Origin of the sequence: Shewanella sp. OMA3-2, assembly GCF_021513195.1 — a bacterium.
Taxonomy (GTDB): Bacteria; Pseudomonadota; Gammaproteobacteria; order Enterobacterales; family Shewanellaceae; genus Shewanella.
Map to the genome: position 1 here is coordinate 713,846 of NZ_CP090974.1, position 20,033 is coordinate 733,878.

A 20,033-nucleotide genomic window follows, 5' to 3' on the forward strand; every position below is an offset into this window, starting at 1 on the left:
GTTATTCCATTGATAATTCTTTTAATTTACGGGTTAACGTGTTGCGCCCCCAGCCTAAACATTTAGCGGCGTCTTGCTTGTGACCTTGGGTATGCTTTAACGCTGTTTCAAGTAATATGCGTTCAAATGCAGGTTGTATCTCGGTTAATAAATCGTTATCACCCGCACTGAGCCGTTCATTTATCCAGTCTTTAAGTGCCGATTGCCAGTCCGCATGTGCCGCATTTGATTGGCTGACGGCGACAGGATCTTTGAGTAATTCTGGTGGTAAATCCTGTGGCAGAATATCTTGTCCGGATGCCATTACGGTTAACCATCGACAGGTATTTTCAAGTTGGCGCACGTTTCCGGCCAAGGCAGTTGTGACAGTTTTACCGCTGTTTCTTTGGTCAACATTTTAGGCTCTACGCCCATTTCTTTTGCCGCAGTATTGAGAAAATGTGTAGCGAGTTGAGAGATGTCCTCACGACGTTGTGATAAAGGAGGTAAATGGACTCTAATCACATTTAAACGATGAAATAAATCCTCGCGAAATGAGCCCGTTTGCACCAGTAACTCAAGGTTTTGGTGAGTTGCGGCAATAATACGCACGTCAACTTGCACAGATTGATGGCCACCAACACGGTAAAATTGACCATCTGATAGCACTCGCAATAAGCGCGTTTGTACATCGAGCGGCATATCGCCAATTTCATCTAAAAACAATGTACCACCATTAGCTTGCTCAAAGCGCCCTTGACGCACATTCGCCGCCCCAGTAAATGCCCCTTTTTCATGACCAAACAGTTCTGATTCAATCAGGTCTTTAGGTATGGCAGCCATATTCAGGGCGATAAACGGTTTATCTTTGCGTGGGCTGTGTTTATGAAGTGCACCTGCGACTAACTCCTTACCTGTACCAGATTGGCCATTAATTAATACGCTGATAGAGGAGCGAGATAGACGGCCAATAGCACGAAACACCTCTTGCATTGCAGGCGCTTCACCGATAATTCCAGGTGTCTTTACGGGGGTGTCAACTGCTGAAATTGTTGGGGTTTGCTCTGTTGAGTGGGTTAATGCCCGCTCAACCAGCGCAATAGCTTCGTCAATATCAAACGGTTTAGGCAGATACTCAAATGCGCCAGCTTGATAAGCACTGACAGCACTGTCTAGGTCTGAGTGAGCTGTCATGATAATCACGGGAATATGTGGGTAGTGCAGCTGTAAGCGGTCTAGCAGGGTTAACCCATCGGTACCGGCATACGTATATCAGACACAATCACTTGGGGTTGAGCGAGCTCTAATGCTTGCCATAGTGACTCGGCGGCAGCAAAGCTTGCGCAAGTTAATTTTGCGCCTGAGATGGCTTTTTCTAGCACCCAACGAATGGAGCTATCATCATCTAAAATCCAGACTTGTTCGCTTATTGTCATATTGTTACCTCGTGCTGCCTAAGGTCTAGAATTTTTGTAATGGCAGGGTAATGATAAATTCGGTATGGCCTGGAGCTGATACGCAATCAATACGTCCGCCATGTAATCTTGCGATGTTGTGTGCAATTGATAGGCCTAAACCTGAGCCATCCTCACGGCCTGTCACCATAGGGTAAAATAAAGTGTCGATTAGGTCGGGGGGAATACCTGGGCCATTGTCAATAATCGACAGCACTAACACTAACTTATACCTTTGTGTGCCAAGGGTAACTTGATGTTGAGTTCGGGTCTTTATCAAGATGTCACCACCAGTATGTTCCAGTGCTTGAATAGCATTTTGGACAATATTGAGTACGGCTTGTTGGAGTTGGTCGTGATCCATCTGAAAATCGGGAATAGATGGATCGTAGTCACGCTTTAGCTTTATGTTGGCGGGTAATGCCATTTCAACCAGCTTTAATACCTTTTGCACCACTTGATGAATATTGTGCTCGGTATGCTGAGTTGGCCGTTGTGGGCCTAATAATCTATCGACTAAGTTGCGCAGGCGATCCGCTTGCTCGATGATTAAAGTGGTAAATTCTTTTAATTCGGGCGAGTGGAGCTCTCTTGATAGTAACTGGGCAGCACCACGCAATCCCCCGAGTGGATTTTTAATTTCATGGGCAAGATTACGCACTAGATATTGAGCCGCTTGTTGCTGCGCGTCCATGTTTAGCTGTTGGTGTATACGACGTTGTTGATCAACTTGTCGCAGCTCTAAAATACTGAGGTTTTGTTCATTCTCGATAGGAATTAACGTCAAGTCTATAGTGTGATGCTGACCGTCTAAGGTGACCAATGTCGCAGTGTTAACTGTGATCCCTTGGTTCGATGACACAGCATCTCGCAAAATATGTTCATCAACACCTAAAAACTGATATAAGTCAGGCAAGCTTAACTCGAGCAATTTATGGTTGGCGACAGCTAATAGCTGCTCGGCAGCAGCGTTAGCAAAACAGGGCTTTAATTTGCTGTCGATCACCAGTACAGCGGTGACTAAATGATTGAGTAAGTTATTGGTGTCCATTCGCCATCCTGATTATTGGGTTGCAGCTCGCACCATTATGGTGCACCAATATGGTGCGAGCTGCAACTCAGTTCACGCAGGCAAATAGCAAAGTTAATTAAAACAATTTATGTTTTATCATGATGTTTTAATTGTTTTTTATTGCATAGTAAGGGGTTGGTTTTACCATCCTACTTATATTTGCCTGGTGAAGAAATATCTTTCTTGGAGAACTGGATGCAAGGACTTTGCCGTTTTGATCCAATGCTTTGACTACAATGATGTGTTCGCCTCGATAAATGCCCGTTAAGCTGAACGTTGTGGAGGATTGTGGTTGAGCTTTGACTTCGCCATCAATAAAAAGTGTCAGTAAGATACCTCTGGGGAGTGTGGGGGCAACATTGACAATAACATCAAATTTACCTTCATTGCTGCGAATGGTTTCATCATGTGTTGGCGATACAATGCGTAAGATAAGCTCAATTGGATCATTTTGTGCGGCTGAGTCCGTAGGGCTTAGGACCAGGGCGTCATTAATTGCTATGGTATTTTGAGTGTTTGCTTTGACCTCGACAAGTTCGGCATTAGGCTTAGCTTCGTCACCATAATGAACTTTGCCATTCTCATCTACCCACCGATAAACTGCAGCAGTGCTACTGATACTGATCAGTAACAAGGTCAATAATAAAATGCGCATAATATAATCCTTTTACGTGTGCATTTTACTAGGTTAGCTGTTTTTTGATAAAAAATCAGCCAAAACCCTTGAGTTATGGCTAAGATTTATTCGTCATTAATCTGCTGGCGAGACAACTTACAGGTAACTACAGCAATATTCAGCAATACCTTGGGTTTTAATGCTAAAACTGACATCGGCTGCTAATTCAAATTGGGTACCAGCTGAGTAATTTACCCATTCAGTTGCACCTGGTAATAACACCTCAAAATTACCTGATGTGACTTGCATCACTTCACCTTGAGAGGTTGAGAAGCTATATTCTCCTGGCAAAACTACGCCTAACGTCTGTCTGTTTCCATCAGCCAAAAATATTGTGCGGCTAATGACTTTTCCATCGAAATAAACATTAGCCTGTAGGGCTACATCGACTTTTTTTAACATGTTTTTTGATACTCCATAAATGTTTTAAGTGAATTTATATCTATTTATAATGTATATCTAGTTGTTTTTGGGGTTTAGATATGAATTATTTATGCTTGAATGTATTAAATCGACAGATATAAAAAAGCCCAGAATAATCTGGGCTTTTAGATATTAATAAGGGGTCAATATAACGCCACTTATTAATTTCAATTAACTGCGGTTATGACGCTTACGCTCGTTCTCAGTTAAAAATCTCTTACGAACACGGATGTTCTTAGGAGTGACTTCAACTAATTCATCATCATCGATGAATTCAAGTGCTTGTTCAAGCGTTAATGTAATAGGTGTTGTTAACACTTGTGCTTCATCAGTACCTGATGCACGCATGTTAGTTAACTGCTTACCTTTAAGACAGTTTACTGTCAAATCGTTAGAGCGAGCATGGATACCAACTACTTGGCCTTCATACACTTCTGCAGCGTGGCTAATAAACAGACGGCCGCGGTCTTGTAAACCGAATAGTGCGAATGTTAATGCCTTACCCGTTGCGTTTGAAATCAATACGCCGTTAGCGCGTTGACCAATATCGCCACCTTTGTGTGGACCGTAGTGATCAAACGAATGATAAATTAGACCTGTACCTGAAGTTGCAGTTAAGAACTCAGTTTGGAAGCCAATTAAGCCACGGCTTGGGATAACGAAGTCGATACGCACACGACCTTTACCATCAAGCTGCATGTCTTTCATTTCAGCTTTACGTACACCTAATTTTTCAATTACGGTACCTTGATGTTCTTCTTGAACGTCAACGGTAACGGTTTCGAATGGTTCGTGTAGCTCACCATCAATAGTCTTTAAAATAACTTCTGGACGTGATACTGCTAACTCGTAACCTTCACGACGCATGTTTTCAATCAAGATAGATAGGTGTAATTCACCACGACCTGATACACGGAAACGATCTGGACTGTCAGTTTCTTCAACACGCAGTGCAACGTTGTGAACTAATTCAGTTTGTAAACGTTCAAGAATGTTACGTGAAGTAACATACTTACCTTCTTTACCCGCGAACGGAGAAGTGTTTACTTGGAATGTCATCGTTAGTGTTGGTTCATCAACAGTTAACGGAGGCAAAGCTTCTACTGTACCAACGGCACAGATAGTGTCAGAAATTTTCAGCTCGCCCAAACCTGTAATAGCCACGATGTCACCAGCGTTAGCAATTTCAATTTCGGTACGGTCTAGACCCATGTAACCTAATACTTGGCCAATTTTACCGTTGCGAGTTTTGCCATCAGCGCCAATAAGAGTAACTTGTTGGTTAGGTTTTACGCTACCACGCTTGATGCGACCAATACCAATAACACCCACGTATGAGTTGTAATCGATTTGTGAAATTTGCATCTGGAATGCGCCTTCCGAGTCAGCATCTGGGAAAGATACTTTTTCAACGATAGTTTGGAACAATGGTGTCATCTCATTACTGACGACATCAGGATCTAACGTTGCATAACCGTTTAAGGCAGAAGTATAAACGATTGGGAAATCTAATTGCTCGTCAGTCGCGCCTAAGTTGTCGAACAGATCAAATACTTGGTCGATAACCCAATCTGGGCGAGCGCCTGGACGGTCAATTTTGTTGATTACAACGATTGGCTTTAAGCCTTGCGCAAATGCTTTTCTTGTTACAAAGCGAGTTTGTGGCATTGGGCCGTCAACGGCATCAACTATCAATAATACTGAGTCAACCATAGACAGAACACGCTCAACCTCACCACCGAAATCGGCGTGGCCAGGGGTATCAACGATATTGATACGATAGTCGTTCCACTTGATGGCAGTATTTTTTGCCAGAATAGTGATCCCACGTTCCTTTTCAAGATCGTTGGAGTCCATCACCCGCTCAGTGGCTTCTCCTCGGGATTCAAGGGTACCTGACTGTGACAGCAACTTGTCTACCAGGGTTGTTTTGCCATGGTCAACGTGTGCAATAATGGCGATGTTACGTAAATTCTCTAGCACTGATAAAACCTCTATACCATCAAATAAAAAAAGGGATTATTTACAGTAACTATTTAAGCGTAGCCACCATAAAAAAGCGTGCCATTCTACTCCAGCAGGGCTTCAGTAGATAGGATTTTTTTTGAACACTCCATTATTTCATTTTATTATGCGCTAAATTTACAGTTAATTTAGCGATATAAATCTTTTTATTTACCTCTATAGACGCTAAAAAAGATGAAGAATACTGTTTTCGTTATTTTGGTTAGTAAATTGTTATCTGGGCGCGCTTTTTTGGTATAAGTCTCTATATAATCAAGTTGACATGCACTACAGTGGCGCGTGCACTATTATGGTGCGGTTGGTGGATCTTTTTGGTGCAATCCTTGGTTTCAAGGAACAACCTAAAACATCAAGCTCATATAAATCATGTGTTTATATATCTGGCATGATAATAGCTAAGTAAATGTCATCATGTGGACATCATTGTTTTACATCGGTTTAGTAAGTCAATAATACTTGCTAAACAGTAATATTAAATATTAGAAGGGAATACCCTTGACCCTACCGGAGGCTTGAGAATGTCAGTTGAATCAGTATTAAAGCAACTTCAAGAATTAGAAGTTAAGTTTGTTGACTTACGCTTTACCGACACTAAAGGTAAAGAGCAGCATGTATCTATTCCTACTCATCAAGTAACTGATGAGTTTTTTGAAGACGGCAAAATGTTTGACGGATCTTCAATTGCAGGCTGGAAAGGTATTAATGAATCAGACATGGTACTAATGCCTGATCCGTCTACTTTCATGCTAGATCCGTTCACTGAAGAAACAACTGCGCTTATCCGTTGTGACATTTTAGAACCTAGCACAATGACTGGCTATGACCGTGATCCACGTTCAATCGCTAAAAAAGCCGAAACATATTTAAAGTCTACCGGTCTTGCAGATACTGTATTAGTTGGCCCAGAACCTGAATTTTTCATATTTGATGATGTTCGTTTTGGTACTGACATGTCAGGTTGTTTTGTTAAAATCGATGCAAAAGAAGCCGCATGGAATTCAGGAAAAGAATATGCTGATGGCAACACAGGTCACCGTCCAATGGTTAAAGGTGGTTACTTTCCAGTAGCACCAGTAGACTCTTCACAAGACTTACGTTCAGCAATGTGTTTGATACTTGAAGAAATGGGACAGGTTGTTGAAGCGCATCACCACGAAGTGGCGACAGCGGGTCAAAACGAAATTGCAACGCGTTTTAATACGTTGACGAAGAAAGCAGATGAAGTGCAAATTCTAAAGTATGTTGTTCACAATATGGCGCATGCTTATGGTAAAACAGCAACCTTTATGCCAAAACCTATTGTGGGTGATAACGGCAGTGGTATGCACGTACATATGTCGCTAGCTAAAGATGGGGTAAATTTATTTGCTGGTGATAAGTATGCTGGTTTAAGTGAAATGGCACTTTTCTATATTGGTGGCATTATCAAACATGCTCGTGCATTGAACGCATTCACTAACCCAAGTACTAACTCTTATAAGCGTCTAGTGCCACATTTTGAAGCGCCGATTATGTTAGCTTACTCTGCGAGTAATCGCAGTGCCTCTATTCGTATTCCTGTAGTGCCAAGTCCTAAGGGTCGTCGTATCGAAGCGCGTTTCCCTGATCCACATGCAAACCCATATTTAGGTTTTGCGGCATTATTGATGGCAGGCCTAGATGGTATTCAAAACAAGATCCACCCTGGCGATGCTATGGACAAAGATCTATATGACTTACCTCCTGAAGAAGCGGCTGAGATCCCACAAGTGGCAACATCTTTAGAAAACGCACTTGAAAACTTACAAGCTGACCATGCGTTTTTAACTAAAGGCGGTGTATTCAGCGAAGATTTCATCCAGTCTTACATCACATTGAAGACTGCTGAAGCCGAGCGTGTAGCCCGTACGACTCATCCGTTAGAGTTTGAAATGTATTACAGCCTATAATCTTAATGCGCTAATTTATTAGCAGTTAAGTGATAATAAAGCCTCGCATTGATTGCGGGGCTTTTTCTTAAGTCATTTTTACAATTATTTACAACCTTTCTTATTCTGTTTTAATTCATTCTTGGCGAATTTCTGTTGTTAACTCAGCTAACTAGTGTGCGTTAAGATTAGCAAATTTTTTACTCTTAGTTATTGATATAATAGAATAATTATTATCCTCGACATTTAAGTGTAATTATTCAGCCAACACCTCTTCGATATGCTGTTTTTTATTGAATAACTTGTGAGCAAGTTATCAGTAATATCAATCACTTTGTGAACCAGCATTTGCAAGCTAGCTGTTGCAATGGCGTTTTAGATCCGTAAACTTGCGCCGCATAAGTGCCGAGCAATTACTCTAAAAGTCGTTTGGGGTTAAAGGCAGATGTCAAAACAATAACTAAGAGAATGATAATGAAAAGAACAATAATCACTTTGGCAATATCAGCCATTGTCTTTGGCACCACTTCACAAGCTCAAGCGGCAGGTTTTCAGTTAGCAGAATACTCATCAACGGGCTTAGGTCGTGCATTTGCCGGTGAAGCGGCAATGGCCGATAACGCGTCTGCTCAATCACGTAATCCTGCAATGTTAACTTATTTGAATGGACGTCAGCTGTCAGCGGGTGGCATTTATGTCATGCCTAATATTGACGTGACGGGTGATATTGCGATTACTTCACCTCTATTGGGCGCTCAAATTATGCATGTGCCAGCCAGTGCGCACGACGTAGCGGGTAACGCATTTGTGCCTAACTTTTATTATTCTAACCAGCTAAATGAGCAATGGACTTGGGGATTAACAGTAAACTCAAACTATGGTCTAGCAACTGAAATAGATACCACGCATGCAGCGGCAATTTTTGGTAATGAAACAGCGATTACCACTGTAGAATTTAATCCTAATGTTGCTTACAGAATTAATGAGCAATTTTCAGTTGGTGGTGGTCTGCGTGTGGTTTATGGCGAAGGTAGTATCAGTGCGACGACTCCTGCCTGGGTTGGAGCAATTAAATCTAATCCAGCATTGCCCGCAGCGGTAGCTGCACGTTTACCCGATACCGGTATGACGTTAAAAGCAATGGAAGGTGATGATATTGCTTTGGGTTGGAAATTGGGCGCAAGCTGGCAAATTAACTCTGATCACCGGTTAGGTTTGGCTTATCATAGTGGTGTTGAACTTGAGTTAGATGGCCATGCATCTGGCTTGCTTTATGATGGTGGTCAAGATTTATCAATTGATGGTTATCTTCCAATTGAGCTGCCTGCATTTGCAGAATTAGCTTCTTATAATCAGCTTACTGAAAAATTTGCCATGCATGCCAGTATCAATTGGACTCAATGGAGTGTATTTGATCAATTAGTGGCATACTTCCCTGGCGAGCAAAAACCAGTTAGTGGCGTTGAATCTGACTTAGTTAAAGACGAGAACTTCAAGGATAACTGGCGTTATGCCCTTGGAGGTACTTATCAGCTTAATAATGATTGGTTGGTTCGTGCAGGCTTAGCATTAGATAAAACGGCTGTTGAAGATCAATATCGTACGACAACTATTCCAGATTCTGACCGTTTATGGTTTAGTATGGGGGCAGGTTATCAAGCCAGTAAAAACCTTACCGTTGATTTTGCGGTAACCTATATTCGTATGTATGGTGATGCGCCGATTAATGAACAGCAAAATCTAGCAGGATTGGCTTTAGTGAACTTTGATGGCGAGGCAAGTGGTGATGTTTGGCTTGCGGGAGTTCAGTTAAGCTACAAAATGTAATCCGCATTTTTGAGCCGCTTTGTAATAGCCTCGCATTGCGGGGCTTTTTTGTGAGAATAAGGAAACGAGAATGATTAAATTTATAATAATCGCCATAGCCTTGATAGCGAGCTTTTCTATTCAAGCTAATGATAAAAGCCAGCTGGTGAGCCAATTTGTTGAGGCATTTAATTTACGTGACCCAGAGTTGATGGGCAAAATGGTGACTAAAGAGGCGTTGTGGTTTGATGTGACACGTGCAGGAATTAATAATCAAACAACCACAAGAGACGAGTTAGTTAAATCAATGAAAGAGTATTTTTTAGATGCTAATCGAGCGCATTCTCGAGTGATTAAATCGATTGACTCCGGTGACTTTGTCAGCACGGTTGAGCAAGTGACTTGGCAAAAAGAGGGTAAGTGGGTGTCGAGATGCAGTATCGGCGTATACTTATTTGAGCAACAAAGAATTGCAGCGGTTTGGTATTACAAGGCACATGAATGTGATGCTCATCAGTAAGTTGCGGCACATATAAAATTAACGGCTTAGCATTTTAAGTAAATAAGAGAGCGTCACATGGAAGCCAAAAAATACATTATTGCGTTAGATCAGGGAACCACCAGTTCTAGAGCGATTGTGTTTGATCATCAAGCAGACATTGTGGCAATTTCACAACGAGAATTTAGTCAGCACTATCCACAGGCTGGTTGGGTGGAACATGATCCGATGGAGATTTGGTCGTCACAAAGTTCTTCATTAGTGGAAGTGTTAACGCGTGCTGGTATTAGTCGTCATGAGGTTGCCGCTATAGGCATTACCAATCAACGTGAAACGACGATTATATGGAATAAGCACACCGGAAAACCGATTTATAATGCGATTGTATGGCAGTGTCGACGCAGCCAAAGCATTTGCCAGCAATTAAAGGCACAAGGCGCAGAAAGTCGTATTCGGCAAAAAACTGGTTTGGTATTAGACCCTTACTTTTCAGCTTCAAAAATTAAGTGGATTTTAGATAATGTTGAAGGAGCGCGGGCGCAAGCTGAAGCTGGTGATTTGCTATTTGGTACTGTTGATACCTGGCTGGTCTGGAAATTAACCCAAGGCGAAGTTCATGTCACTGAACCGACTAATGCCTCTAGAACCATGCTTTATAATATTCATACTCAGCAATGGGATGACGAGTTATTAAACCTATTTCAAATACCGCGCAGTTTATTGCCCGCAGTAAAATCCTCCTGTGAAGTATACGGTCATACTGAATTAGCCGGTGGTCAGGGTATTCCTATAGCAGGGATGGCTGGCGATCAACAGTCAGCTTTATTTGGTCAACTTTGCTTAGCGCCGGGCATGGTTAAAAATACCTATGGCACCGGCTGCTTTTTATTGATGAACACAGGTGATAAAGCGGTTGAATCCAGCCATGGGTTATTAACCACAGTGGCTATTGGCGATAAAGGCCAAGCCTGTTTTGCACTAGAAGGATCAGTTTTTATGGGCGGGGCGGTTATTCAATGGCTACGTGATGAGCTAGGGCTAATTCAGGATGCCTGCGATACCCAATATTATGCCGATAAAGTGAGTGATACCAATGGTGTTTATGTGGTACCAGCATTTGTGGGTTTAGGTGCTCCTTACTGGGATGCCGATGCTCGAGGAGCTATTGTCGGATTAACTCGCGGTGTCAATCGGAGTCATATTATTCGCGCTGCATTAGAGTCAATTGCTTATCAGTCGCGTGATTTACTTGATGCCATGAGTAAAGATTCTGGCGTGCCACTCACCCAAATTCGTGTTGATGGCGGTGCAGTCGCTAATGATTTCTTAATGCAATTTCAAGCAGATATAACCGATGTGAGCGTATTAAGACCTAAGGTAGTTGAAACCACTGCTATGGGAGCGGCATTTTTAGCAGGACTTGCTGTAGGGGTGTGGCAGTCGACGCAAGAATTGCAGTCAATGCTGGCAACTGATCGCATTTTCAGTGCCCAAATGGATAAGGCTACCCGTGAAACCTTATATCAAGGTTGGATTAATGCGGTGAAGCAGGTGAGCACACAAGAGCCTTAAACCTATCTAGAAATAAAATGCAGTCAATAAAAAGGTAGCAAAATCAAGCCAGTAATAGGCCGTATATCAAGCTTGATATGGTTTTTTTAGCTTACGGTAAAATGACATTAGCAAAATAGTGTCGTTATACTTCAAGGTCAATATGCTTGTTTTTATCTTTACTTTTATGCTCAATTACAGGCGCATCATCATCGGTAATATAGTCACCTGTACCTAATACATACTCTAGTTTCGATTTTTGCTTTGTTTGGGTATGATGCACATGATCGGTATTGGATGAAGGAAGTTCCGCCTGCGGATCGTCATGGCTATCAGGTGTAATTTCACTTGAAACACTGACGCTATTGACAATGCGCTTGCGCTGGGTAATAAATTGCGCAGGTTTGCTGAGCATGGCATATATGCTGTCTAAACTCATGTCGGTCTCCTTTCGTGGCGTGTTATTACTGACATCCCCTATATTTCACAATAGGGCTATTGACTACATTTACGTCAAGGTCATCCCCCTCAGCACTGTCAGCGTAAGCTAATATTATTAACTACCTTACTATCGGCCAGCGTAGGTTATATTTTAGTCAAATATTCATTTATCCACTGAAATATCTAAAAAGAGACTATGCAAGGGCACAGATCAAATTATGCTCTGCCTCATTATGTCGCGCTAACCAAGTCCCAGCTTAATTCTCCAGCTCTCCATTAGCATTATTATTATCATTAGCATAAAAAGTAGGCTTTTTCACACTGAATAACGACTTATTAACAGTAGATGGATTAAGTTTAATTAAAAATTCGATTAAATATGACGTGTTGCTATGGGAAAATCACATCGATTATGGAGTATTTAATCTATTAATCATGCGCTATCAGTTCGTTTGTTAACATTAAGTAAGATAAAAGTTGCTGAAATAACCGCCGATATGTATCTGGTTTTATTCATTAACTCATATTTTTCATGGCTATTATGCGCGTTAACTGTGGTTTTTATTCCTTAGCTAAAAATTCCCTGCTAACCCGCTTGGCGTCTGGATTTAATATATGTTCACATCCCTTGACAACACTTGTGTTGTATCCCTAAACTTAGCATTTGTGGGAAGAAGTGGATCATTGTGGATCAAATTAAACCAACAAGGACTTTATAAACGTGTTTCGAGGTGCAAGTGCAATCAATATGGACGCAAAAGGACGGATCGCTATGCCAGCGAGATTCCGCGATGCGTTACGTAATGGGCACGATGGCATGCTTGTATTGACCGTTGATATTAACTCCCCTTGCTTGTTGATTTATCCGTTGCATGAGTGGGAACTCATGGAAACCAAATTGTTGCTACTTTCTGATATTGACCCCACAGAGCGCTCGTTGAAACGCAAATTATTGGGATACGCCCAAGAATGTGAACTAGACAGCCATGGCCGCATTGTTGTGCCGCCGATACTCAGAAGCTTTGCTAATTTGGATAAAAAAACCATGTTAGTCGGCTTATTAAATAAATTTGAATTATGGGAAGAAGGAGCTTGGCAGCTGCAAATGGAGCAAAACCATGAGCTGATCAGCAACCAGAATTTGGCCAGCCATCCAAGGTTGAGCCAATTTACCCTGTAATGTGATGAAAAGAAGACCCAAATGAGTCAAGAGTTTGCTCACTTAAGTGTGTTATTAAAAGAGACTGTAGAGGGTCTGAATATTGATCCTAATGGCATCTATATCGATGGCACATTTGGACGTGGCGGACACTCAAGACATGTACTGAGTCATTTGGGGCCTAATGGCCGTTTAATCGCCATTGACCGAGACCCGCAAGCAATTGAAGCCGCAAAACAGTTTGCTGACGACCCACGTTTTCAAATTGTACACGGTGGATTTGGCCAGATGGCCGACTACATTGAAGACTTAGGGCTAGTTGGCAAGATTAATGGCGTATTACTGGATTTAGGCGTGTCATCGCCACAGCTTGATGATGCAGACCGTGGTTTCAGTTTTTTACGTGATGGTCCATTAGATATGCGCATGGACAATAGCCAGGGCGAAACGGCTGCACAATGGATTGCCCGTGCTGAAATTGAAGATATGGCGTGGGTATTTAAAACCTATGGTGAAGAAAAGAATGCTCGCCATATTGCGCGCTGTATTGCGGCCGACAGGGACGAAAAACCCTTTTTACGAACTAAAGACTTAGCTGAATTGATTGCGCGTATCACTAAAAATAAAGAACGCAACAAGCATCCCGCAACTCGGGTGTTTCAAGCAATTCGTATTTATATTAACAGCGAGTTAGAACAAATTGACCAAGCATTGGAAGGGTCTTTAAAAGTGTTAGCGCCTGAAGGACGTTTATCTGTCATTAGCTTTCATTCATTAGAAGATCGCATGGTGAAACGCTTTATTCGTCGTCACAGCCAAGGTGAAAGTGTGCCATATGGTTTACCTATCACGGAAGATGAAATAAATAAGTCGCGCAAGCTGAAGCCAATGAGTAAAGCATTAAAACCATCGGATGAAGAGATTGAACAAAACCCTCGCTCACGCAGTTCAGTACTACGTGTTGCTGAGCGTTTACCGTACTAAGGTAGAAGATTTTGAGCCAGCCTCCACTTAATCTTCCCCGTATCGTGTTACAGGATATATGGCACCATAAATGGGTGGTGCTGGCGACACTTATCGTGATGATAAATGCGGTAGCCGTGGTATATACCAGCCATGTGAGTCGCAAGTTGACATCACAATGGGATGAGTTATTACAAGAGCAAGACCGTCTTGATATTGAGTGGCGAAATTTATTGTTAGAAGAGCAGTCGCAGTCGGAACACAGCCGTGTAACCCGTATTGCAACAAAAGACTTAAACATGTCTAGACCACTTCCTAAAGAGGAAGTGGTTATACGGGCGCAGTGAGCATAGGGAATATGTCCAGACAAGCAAAGCGTAAACAAAATCCTGAACTTATTCCATGGCGTCTATACGTTGTGGTGGGGTTTGTCATGCTGCTATTTGTCAGTTTGATTGCTCGCGCAGCTTATATCCAAATCATTGAGCCGGATAAACTGCGTCACGAAAGTGATATGCGTACGCTACGAACGACCAGTAACCAGGTACAACGAGGCCTAATTACCGACCGACATGGCGATATGCTTGCGGTCAGCGTACCTGTTCGTGCTGTGTGGGCCGATCCTAAACATGCACACGATCAAAAAGCCTTTGTTGATATGCGTCGTTGGCAGGCATTAGCCGATGTACTGCAAGAGCCTGTTGATAAACTGGTACAAAAAGTTAAACGTGATCCCACCAAGCGATTTGTCTATTTAAAACGCCAAGTAACCCCAGCTGTTGCAGACTATATTGAGCAATTAAAGATTGGCGGTATTTACCTTAAATCTGAATCACGTCGTTATTATCCTGCTGGCGAAATAGCTGCCCAGCTAATTGGTATTACTAATATTGATGATGTTGGCATTGAAGGTATTGAAAATACTTACAATACTTGGTTAACAGGGACACCTTCAAAACAAAAAGTGCGTAAATCTCGTGACGGTAGCGTGGTTGAGCGTCTTGATATGGTGCAAGAGGGTGAAAACTCTAATGATATCGTCTTGAGTATTGACCAACGTATACAACAATTGGCTTATCGAGAATTAAAGCGGGCTACAGAAACCTATCAAGCGACTTCAGGTTCGGTGGTGGTGATTGATGTGCTTACTGGTGAAGTGTTAGCCATGGTCAATACTCCATCATATAACCCAAATGCTCGAGATAACTTGCAGGCGCACAGAATGCGTAATCGTGCGCTAACCGATACTTTTGAGCCAGGCTCTACCGTGAAACCTTTTGTGGTGGCTGCGGCTTTAGAGGCAGGAACAATCAAAACAAATGATCTGATCCCGACCTCACCAGGTTGGATGCGGATCGGTGGCCGTCAGGTACGTGATTCAAATAATTATGGCGATATGTCGCTGGCAAAAATACTGGTTAAATCATCCAACGTAGGTATCAGTAAGTTAGCTTTATCTATGCCGGTTCAACAACTGCTGGGTACTTATCAATCTATGGGGCTGGGTAACTATTCCGGTATTAATTTAACCGGTGAAAGTGCTGGCTTAATTCATGATCGCCGCCGTTGGTCTGATTTTGAGCGTGCCACGTTATCTTTTGGTTATGGCTTTACCGCCACACCACTACAACTTGCTCGCATGTACGCCACCCTAGGCAGCGGTGGAGTATTGTTTCCGGTCTCTATTTTAAAGTTAAAAGAGCCACCTAAAGGCCAGCAAGTATTATCAGAACAAGTGGCTAAAGATGTGATGCAAATGTTGGTAGGCGTGACGGAAACCGGCGGCACAGCGACTAAAGCGCATATTGATGGTTATCCTATCGCGGGTAAAACCGGCACCAGCCGTAAAGCGGTAGCTGGAGGGTATGGTGACGATTATGTTGCCATTTTTGCCGGTGTCGCGCCTGTGCATACTCCTAGGTTGGCTATATCTGTGGTTATTAATGAGCCCAAAGGGGATAAGTATTATGGCGGAGATGTCGCCGGCCCCGCCTTTGCCAAGATAATGTCAGGGGCTTTGCAAATGCTCAATGTTGAACCCATTTCCGAGCGTGAAGCAATAAAGCTTGCGGCTGCGCCAAGGAGCGCGGGATGATGTTACTTAAAGATTTACTCGCGCCCTGGTTTCATTATGCCAGGGCTGAATCGTTTTATGGCTTAACGTTAGACAGTCGGCAGATAGATGCGGGTAAAGTGTTTGTTGCCCTGCCAGGGTATAAAGTAGATGGTCGAAAATACATTAACGCCGCGATTGAAAACGGTGCAATAGCGGTACTTGCGCACACTGACGATTCCGCTCAGCATGAACAAGTCGAGTTGATTAATAGCGTTCCTGTTATTTATTTCTGCCAACTTACCAGACAGATTTCTGCTGTGGCGGCTCAATACTATACCGTTTCCAACAAGCTTAAAGTGATAGGCATTACTGGCACGAATGGTAAAACCTCAGTCAGTCAAATCATTGCTCAACTAGTCACTTTATTAGGTAAAAAGGCCGCTGTGATGGGCACATTAGGCAATGGCTTATGGGGTGATCTTGCTGACAGTGGCAATACTACTGCTGATGCGATTACCGTGATGCAGCAATTAGCTGATTTTGAACGGCAAGGTGCGAATGTATGCGCCATGGAAGTCTCAAGCCATGGTTTAGTGCAAGGGCGGATTGAAGCCGTGCCATTTAACACTGCCATTTTTACCAATTTAAGTCGAGATCATCTTGATTATCATGGTGATATGGACGCCTATTCCGCTGCTAAAAAACGCTTATTTCAATTTGCATCATTATCTAATGGTCTGATTAACTTAGACGATCCTGTTGGTCAACAATGGTTAAGTGAATTACAACAGAAAGCATTAACCCCTACTGATTTGTTCAACCGCAACGCCAGCAAACTGCAGTTACACTCCTTTAGTTTAACGAATATCAAAGCTGATTTTTACTGCCAAGACACGGTATTTGATGACCAAGGTGTTAGCGCAACATTGGTTTATCCTTCAACCAATGGCGACGATAAACGGAATGCAACATTAATATCACCGCTACTTGGGCATTTTAATCTGTCTAATGTATTAGCCGCTATTTCTGCTTTATCGTTACAAGGTATTGAAATAGGCGAGATACTTAACGTATTACCGCATATTAAACCGGTAGCGGGGCGCATGGAACGTTTTGCTGGTCAGAATAAAGCCACATTAGTGGTCGATTACGCCCACACTCCTGATGCTATAGAGCAGGCATTAAAAGCGCTGCGAGTGCATTGTGCTGGCCAACTATGGTGTGTTTTTGGTTGTGGTGGCGACCGCGATAAAGGTAAACGTCCTCTAATGGCCAAGGCCGCAGAGCAATTCGCTGATCGCGTTATGGTGACCAGTGATAATACCCGCAGTGAAAACCCACAAGATATTATTGATGATGTATTTGCGGGCTTAACAGCACCGCAAAATGCATTATCTGAGGTTGACCGTATTAGTGCGATTAAGTGGGTTGTGGCGCAGGCTAAACCGAACGATATTATCCTGCTGGCTGGAAAAGGCCATGAGACTTATCAAGAAGTGGCTGGCAAACGAGTCGATTATGATGAGCGTGCACTTGCCGCGATGTTAATGGAGACGTCAGTATGATCTCACTTTCATTACAGCAACTGGCCACAGCGTTAAATGGTCAACTAGTGGGAGAAGATACCACGATCAAGGCTGTCAGTACTGACAGTCGAAAATGTGATCATGACAGTCTATTTATCGCCTTAAAAGGTGAGCGTTTTGACGCCCATGAGTTTGCTGCTAAGGCGGTAGATAATGGCGCCAAAGCATTATTGGTTGAACGTAAGTTACCGCTTAATGTGCCTCAAGTTGTGGTTGGTAATACTCATACAGCTTTGGGGCTGCTAGGTCAATTAGTGCGCCAGCAAGTGGCACCTATAGCTGTGGCGTTAACCGGCTCAAACGGTAAAACCAGTGTTAAAGAAATGGTGGCAACCATTTTATCTCAGCAATTTCAGGTGTTGTTCACCGCAGGTAATTTTAATAACGATATTGGTGTGCCACTGACTCTGCTGCGATTATCAGCAGGTGATCAATATGGTGTATTTGAATTAGGTGCAAACCATCAGGGTGAGATTAACTACACCAGTAGCTTAGTTAAGCCGCAAGTGGCTTTGGTCAACAATATTGGCAGTGCGCATCTTGAGGGGTTTGGTTCAGTTGAAGGCATTGCACAGGCTAAATCTGAAATATTTAACCATTTAGTTCCAGACGGCACCGCAGTGATTAATGCTGATGATGAGTTTGCTGAGTTTATGGCAACCAAAGCAGCCGCGTTTAAACAACTGCGCTTTTCACGTGAGTCAGATGTTATTGCTGATGTGCGAGCGACCAGCTTAGTTGCCAATGCCCAAGGTTGTTATTACTTTTCACTCGAATATGCCTCGCAAACAGTTGAAGTGCAATTGCCATTGACGGGTATCCATCAAGTGAGCAATGCGTTGGCTTCAGCATCTATATGTCTAGCCCTAGGGCTAGATTTATCTATGGTGGCCTCTGGGCTAAGTTTATTGCAACCAGTGAAAGGGCGCATGATGCCTAAAGCACTAGGGCGCTTTCTGGTGGTTGATGACAGCTACAATGCTAACCCTAGTTCAGTGAGTGCTGCGATTAATTGGTTGCAACAACGTCAACATTATCGTTGTTTAGTGCTGGGAGATTTAGGCGAATTAGGCGACAATGCCGCCCCTTTGCACGAACAGCTCGGTCAACAGGCTAAAATGGCCAATATTGACGCGCTATATTGTTGTGGCAGTTTATCTGCACACGCGAGTCGTGCTTTTGGTAGTCAACATTTTCAAGATGTAAATGAATTAGCTCAGATGTTAATAGCACAATTAAATCAGTTGCCAGGTGAGGCGACAATATTAGTCAAAGGTTCTCGAAGCGCAGCGATGGAACGTGTGGTCGATTTATTAGTAGATGCCTTCGGGCGCGGGGAGTTAGTGTAGATGCTGGTTTATCTGGCCGAGTATTTAACCCAGTTTTACAGTGGGTTTAACGTTTTTTCTTATGTGACTTTCAGAGCCATTTTAGGGCTGTTGACCGCATTAGTGTTTAGTTTGTGGTGGGGACCTAAACTGATTGAACGTTTGCAGTTATTGCAAATTGGTCAAGTTGTGCGTAATGACGGCCCAGAATCACACTTTAGTAAGCGTGGCACCCCGACTATGGGCGGATTACTGATCCTTGCGGGTATTTTTATCAGCGTATTGCTTTGGGGTGATCTCTCCAGTCGATATGTGTTGGTGATGTTGTTCGTGTTAGGTGCTTTTGGCGCGATAGGCTTTCTTGATGACTATTTAAAAGTGGTTAAGAAAAACTCTAAAGGGCTTATTGCCCGCTGGAAATATGCTTCGCAGTCTATAGCCGCGTTAGTGGTAGCATTTTATTTGTATAGCTCAGCGACAATACCGGTGAGACTCAACTAGTCGTGCCCTTTTTTAAAGATGTCATGCCACAACTTGGGGTACTGTTTATCTTTTTAACGTACTTCACCATTGTTGGAGCCAGTAATGCGGTTAATTTAACCGATGGTTTGGATGGTTTAGCGATTATGCCTACTGTGATGGTTGCTGGAGCGTTTGCGCTGGTTGCTTATCTGTCAGGTCATGCCCAATTTGCTAATTATTTGCATATTCCGCATTTGCCAGAAGCGGGCGAACTGGTGATTGTGTGTACAGCAATTGTCGGGGCTGGTTTAGGTTTTTTATGGTTTAACACCTATCCTGCACAAGTGTTCATGGGCGATGTAGGCTCACTGGCACTCGGTGCTGCGCTAGGGACAATTGCAGTATTGGTTCGCCAAGAGATTTTACTGATCATCATGGGTGGCGTATTTGTGATGGAAACTGTTTCAGTGATTTTACAGGTGGGTTCTTACAAGCTTCGCGGCCAACGTATTTTCCGCATGGCGCCTATTCACCACCATTATGAATTAAAAGGCTGGCCAGAGCCGCGGGTTATTGTGCGCTTTTGGATTATTTCCTTATTCCTTGTATTACTAGGTCTTGCGACCTTGAAGTTAAGGTAAAATAT

15 protein-coding genes and 2 pseudogenes are annotated in these 20,033 nt (G+C 42.9%); 11 read left to right on the forward strand and 6 right to left on the reverse strand.

Annotated elements, in window-relative coordinates; all coding sequences use genetic code 11:
• Nucleotide 1: 1 nt before the first annotated feature.
• The 5 genes and pseudogenes from glnG to typA all read right to left on the reverse strand — a co-directional run bounded on the left by glnG (nucleotide 2) and on the right by typA (nucleotide 5,587).
• A pseudogene (glnG, locus tag L0B17_RS03250) lies at nucleotides 2–1,415 on the reverse strand (nitrogen regulation protein NR(I)).
• 25 nt (nucleotides 1,416–1,440) lie between these two features.
• Nucleotides 1,441–2,484 carry a nitrogen regulation protein NR(II) gene (glnL, locus tag L0B17_RS03255; RefSeq protein ID WP_235087552.1) on the reverse strand — a complete coding sequence of 348 codons (1,044 nt, stop codon included), beginning with the start codon at nucleotides 2,482–2,484 and terminating at the stop codon, nucleotides 1,441–1,443.
• Between the two features lie 127 nt (nucleotides 2,485–2,611).
• Nucleotides 2,612–3,160 carry a DUF4124 domain-containing protein gene (locus L0B17_RS03260; RefSeq protein WP_235087554.1) on the reverse strand — a complete coding sequence of 183 codons (549 nt, stop codon included), beginning with the start codon at nucleotides 3,158–3,160 and terminating at the stop codon, nucleotides 2,612–2,614.
• A 117-nt stretch (nucleotides 3,161–3,277) separates the two neighbouring features.
• Entirely contained in the window at nucleotides 3,278–3,583 is a 306-nt protein-coding gene (gene ppnP, locus L0B17_RS03265) for a pyrimidine/purine nucleoside phosphorylase (protein WP_235087555.1), read from the reverse strand.
• Between the two features lie 192 nt (nucleotides 3,584–3,775).
• The gene (typA, locus tag L0B17_RS03270) at nucleotides 3,776–5,587 is read right to left on the reverse strand and encodes a translational GTPase TypA (RefSeq protein ID WP_235087557.1); all 1,812 of its coding nucleotides are present in this window, start codon (nucleotides 5,585–5,587) and stop codon (nucleotides 3,776–3,778) included.
• A 560-nt stretch (nucleotides 5,588–6,147) separates the two neighbouring features.
• Here typA and glnA point away from each other — a divergent pair.
• The 4 genes from glnA (at nucleotide 6,148) to glpK (ending at nucleotide 11,413) form a co-directional block, all read left to right on the forward strand.
• Entirely contained in the window at nucleotides 6,148–7,557 is a 1,410-nt protein-coding gene (gene glnA, locus L0B17_RS03275) for a glutamate--ammonia ligase (RefSeq protein ID WP_235087559.1), read from the forward strand.
• A gap of 453 nt (nucleotides 7,558–8,010) precedes the next feature.
• A complete protein-coding gene (locus L0B17_RS03280) occupies nucleotides 8,011–9,363 on the forward strand; it encodes an outer membrane protein transport protein (RefSeq protein ID WP_235087560.1) in 1,353 nt (450 codons plus the stop codon).
• Nucleotides 9,364–9,433: 70 nt separating this feature from the next.
• Nucleotides 9,434–9,862, forward strand: coding sequence for a nuclear transport factor 2 family protein (locus L0B17_RS03285; RefSeq protein WP_235087562.1), 429 nt, complete (start codon nucleotides 9,434–9,436; stop codon nucleotides 9,860–9,862).
• A 57-nt stretch (nucleotides 9,863–9,919) separates the two neighbouring features.
• Complete coding sequence (gene glpK / locus L0B17_RS03290) at nucleotides 9,920–11,413, forward strand: glycerol kinase GlpK (protein ID WP_235087564.1); 1,494 nt, start codon at nucleotides 9,920–9,922, stop codon at nucleotides 11,411–11,413.
• Nucleotides 11,414–11,537: 124 nt separating this feature from the next.
• On the opposite strand, the gene L0B17_RS03295 is transcribed toward glpK, so the two are convergent.
• Nucleotides 11,538–11,831 carry a hypothetical protein gene (locus tag L0B17_RS03295; RefSeq protein WP_235087565.1) on the reverse strand — a complete coding sequence of 98 codons (294 nt, stop codon included), beginning with the start codon at nucleotides 11,829–11,831 and terminating at the stop codon, nucleotides 11,538–11,540.
• Between the two features lie 723 nt (nucleotides 11,832–12,554).
• Here L0B17_RS03295 and mraZ point away from each other — a divergent pair.
• The 7 genes and pseudogenes from mraZ (at nucleotide 12,555) to mraY (ending at nucleotide 20,028) form a co-directional block, all read left to right on the forward strand.
• Nucleotides 12,555–13,013: a division/cell wall cluster transcriptional repressor MraZ gene (gene mraZ, locus L0B17_RS03300; protein ID WP_226412723.1), complete on the forward strand. Its 459-nt coding sequence runs from the start codon at nucleotides 12,555–12,557 to the stop codon at nucleotides 13,011–13,013.
• A gap of 21 nt (nucleotides 13,014–13,034) precedes the next feature.
• Nucleotides 13,035–13,976: a 16S rRNA (cytosine(1402)-N(4))-methyltransferase RsmH gene (rsmH, locus tag L0B17_RS03305; RefSeq protein WP_235087567.1), complete on the forward strand. Its 942-nt coding sequence runs from the start codon at nucleotides 13,035–13,037 to the stop codon at nucleotides 13,974–13,976.
• Between the two features lie 11 nt (nucleotides 13,977–13,987).
• Nucleotides 13,988–14,302, forward strand: coding sequence for a cell division protein FtsL (gene ftsL, locus L0B17_RS03310; RefSeq protein WP_235087569.1), 315 nt, complete (start codon nucleotides 13,988–13,990; stop codon nucleotides 14,300–14,302).
• An 11-nt stretch (nucleotides 14,303–14,313) separates the two neighbouring features.
• The gene (locus L0B17_RS03315; RefSeq protein ID WP_235087571.1) at nucleotides 14,314–16,050 is read left to right on the forward strand and encodes a penicillin-binding transpeptidase domain-containing protein; all 1,737 of its coding nucleotides are present in this window, start codon (nucleotides 14,314–14,316) and stop codon (nucleotides 16,048–16,050) included.
• Entirely contained in the window at nucleotides 16,047–17,576 is a 1,530-nt protein-coding gene (murE, locus tag L0B17_RS03320) for a UDP-N-acetylmuramoyl-L-alanyl-D-glutamate--2,6-diaminopimelate ligase (RefSeq protein WP_235087572.1), read from the forward strand. The genes L0B17_RS03315 and murE overlap by 4 nt, the downstream gene beginning before the upstream one ends.
• Complete coding sequence (locus tag L0B17_RS03325; protein ID WP_235087574.1) at nucleotides 17,573–18,946, forward strand: UDP-N-acetylmuramoyl-tripeptide--D-alanyl-D-alanine ligase; 1,374 nt, start codon at nucleotides 17,573–17,575, stop codon at nucleotides 18,944–18,946. The genes murE and L0B17_RS03325 overlap by 4 nt, the downstream gene beginning before the upstream one ends.
• Nucleotides 18,947–20,028, forward strand: a pseudogene (gene mraY / locus L0B17_RS03330) (phospho-N-acetylmuramoyl-pentapeptide-transferase).
• The last annotated feature ends 5 nt before the right edge of the window (nucleotides 20,029–20,033 follow it).

Bases quoted from the DNA above. Each gene is read 5' to 3' on its own strand.
- glnL (WP_235087552.1), bottom strand. From the start codon at position 2,484: ATGGACACCAATAACTTACTCAATCATTTAGTCACCGCTGTACTGGTG.
- L0B17_RS03260 (WP_235087554.1), bottom strand. From the start codon at position 3,160: ATGCGCATTTTATTATTGACCTTGTTACTGATCAGTATCAGTAGCACT.
- ppnP (WP_235087555.1), bottom strand. From the start codon at position 3,583: ATGTTAAAAAAAGTCGATGTAGCCCTACAGGCTAATGTTTATTTCGAT.
- glnA (WP_235087559.1), top strand. From the start codon at position 6,148: ATGTCAGTTGAATCAGTATTAAAGCAACTTCAAGAATTAGAAGTTAAG.
- L0B17_RS03280 (WP_235087560.1), top strand. From the start codon at position 8,011: ATGAAAAGAACAATAATCACTTTGGCAATATCAGCCATTGTCTTTGGC.
- L0B17_RS03285 (WP_235087562.1), top strand. From the start codon at position 9,434: ATGATTAAATTTATAATAATCGCCATAGCCTTGATAGCGAGCTTTTCT.
- glpK (WP_235087564.1), top strand. From the start codon at position 9,920: ATGGAAGCCAAAAAATACATTATTGCGTTAGATCAGGGAACCACCAGT.
- L0B17_RS03295 (WP_235087565.1), bottom strand. From the start codon at position 11,831: ATGAGTTTAGACAGCATATATGCCATGCTCAGCAAACCTGCGCAATTT.
- rsmH (WP_235087567.1), top strand. From the start codon at position 13,035: ATGAGTCAAGAGTTTGCTCACTTAAGTGTGTTATTAAAAGAGACTGTA.
- L0B17_RS03315 (WP_235087571.1), top strand. From the start codon at position 14,314: ATGTCCAGACAAGCAAAGCGTAAACAAAATCCTGAACTTATTCCATGG.
- murE (WP_235087572.1), top strand. From the start codon at position 16,047: ATGATGTTACTTAAAGATTTACTCGCGCCCTGGTTTCATTATGCCAGG.
- L0B17_RS03325 (WP_235087574.1), top strand. From the start codon at position 17,573: ATGATCTCACTTTCATTACAGCAACTGGCCACAGCGTTAAATGGTCAA.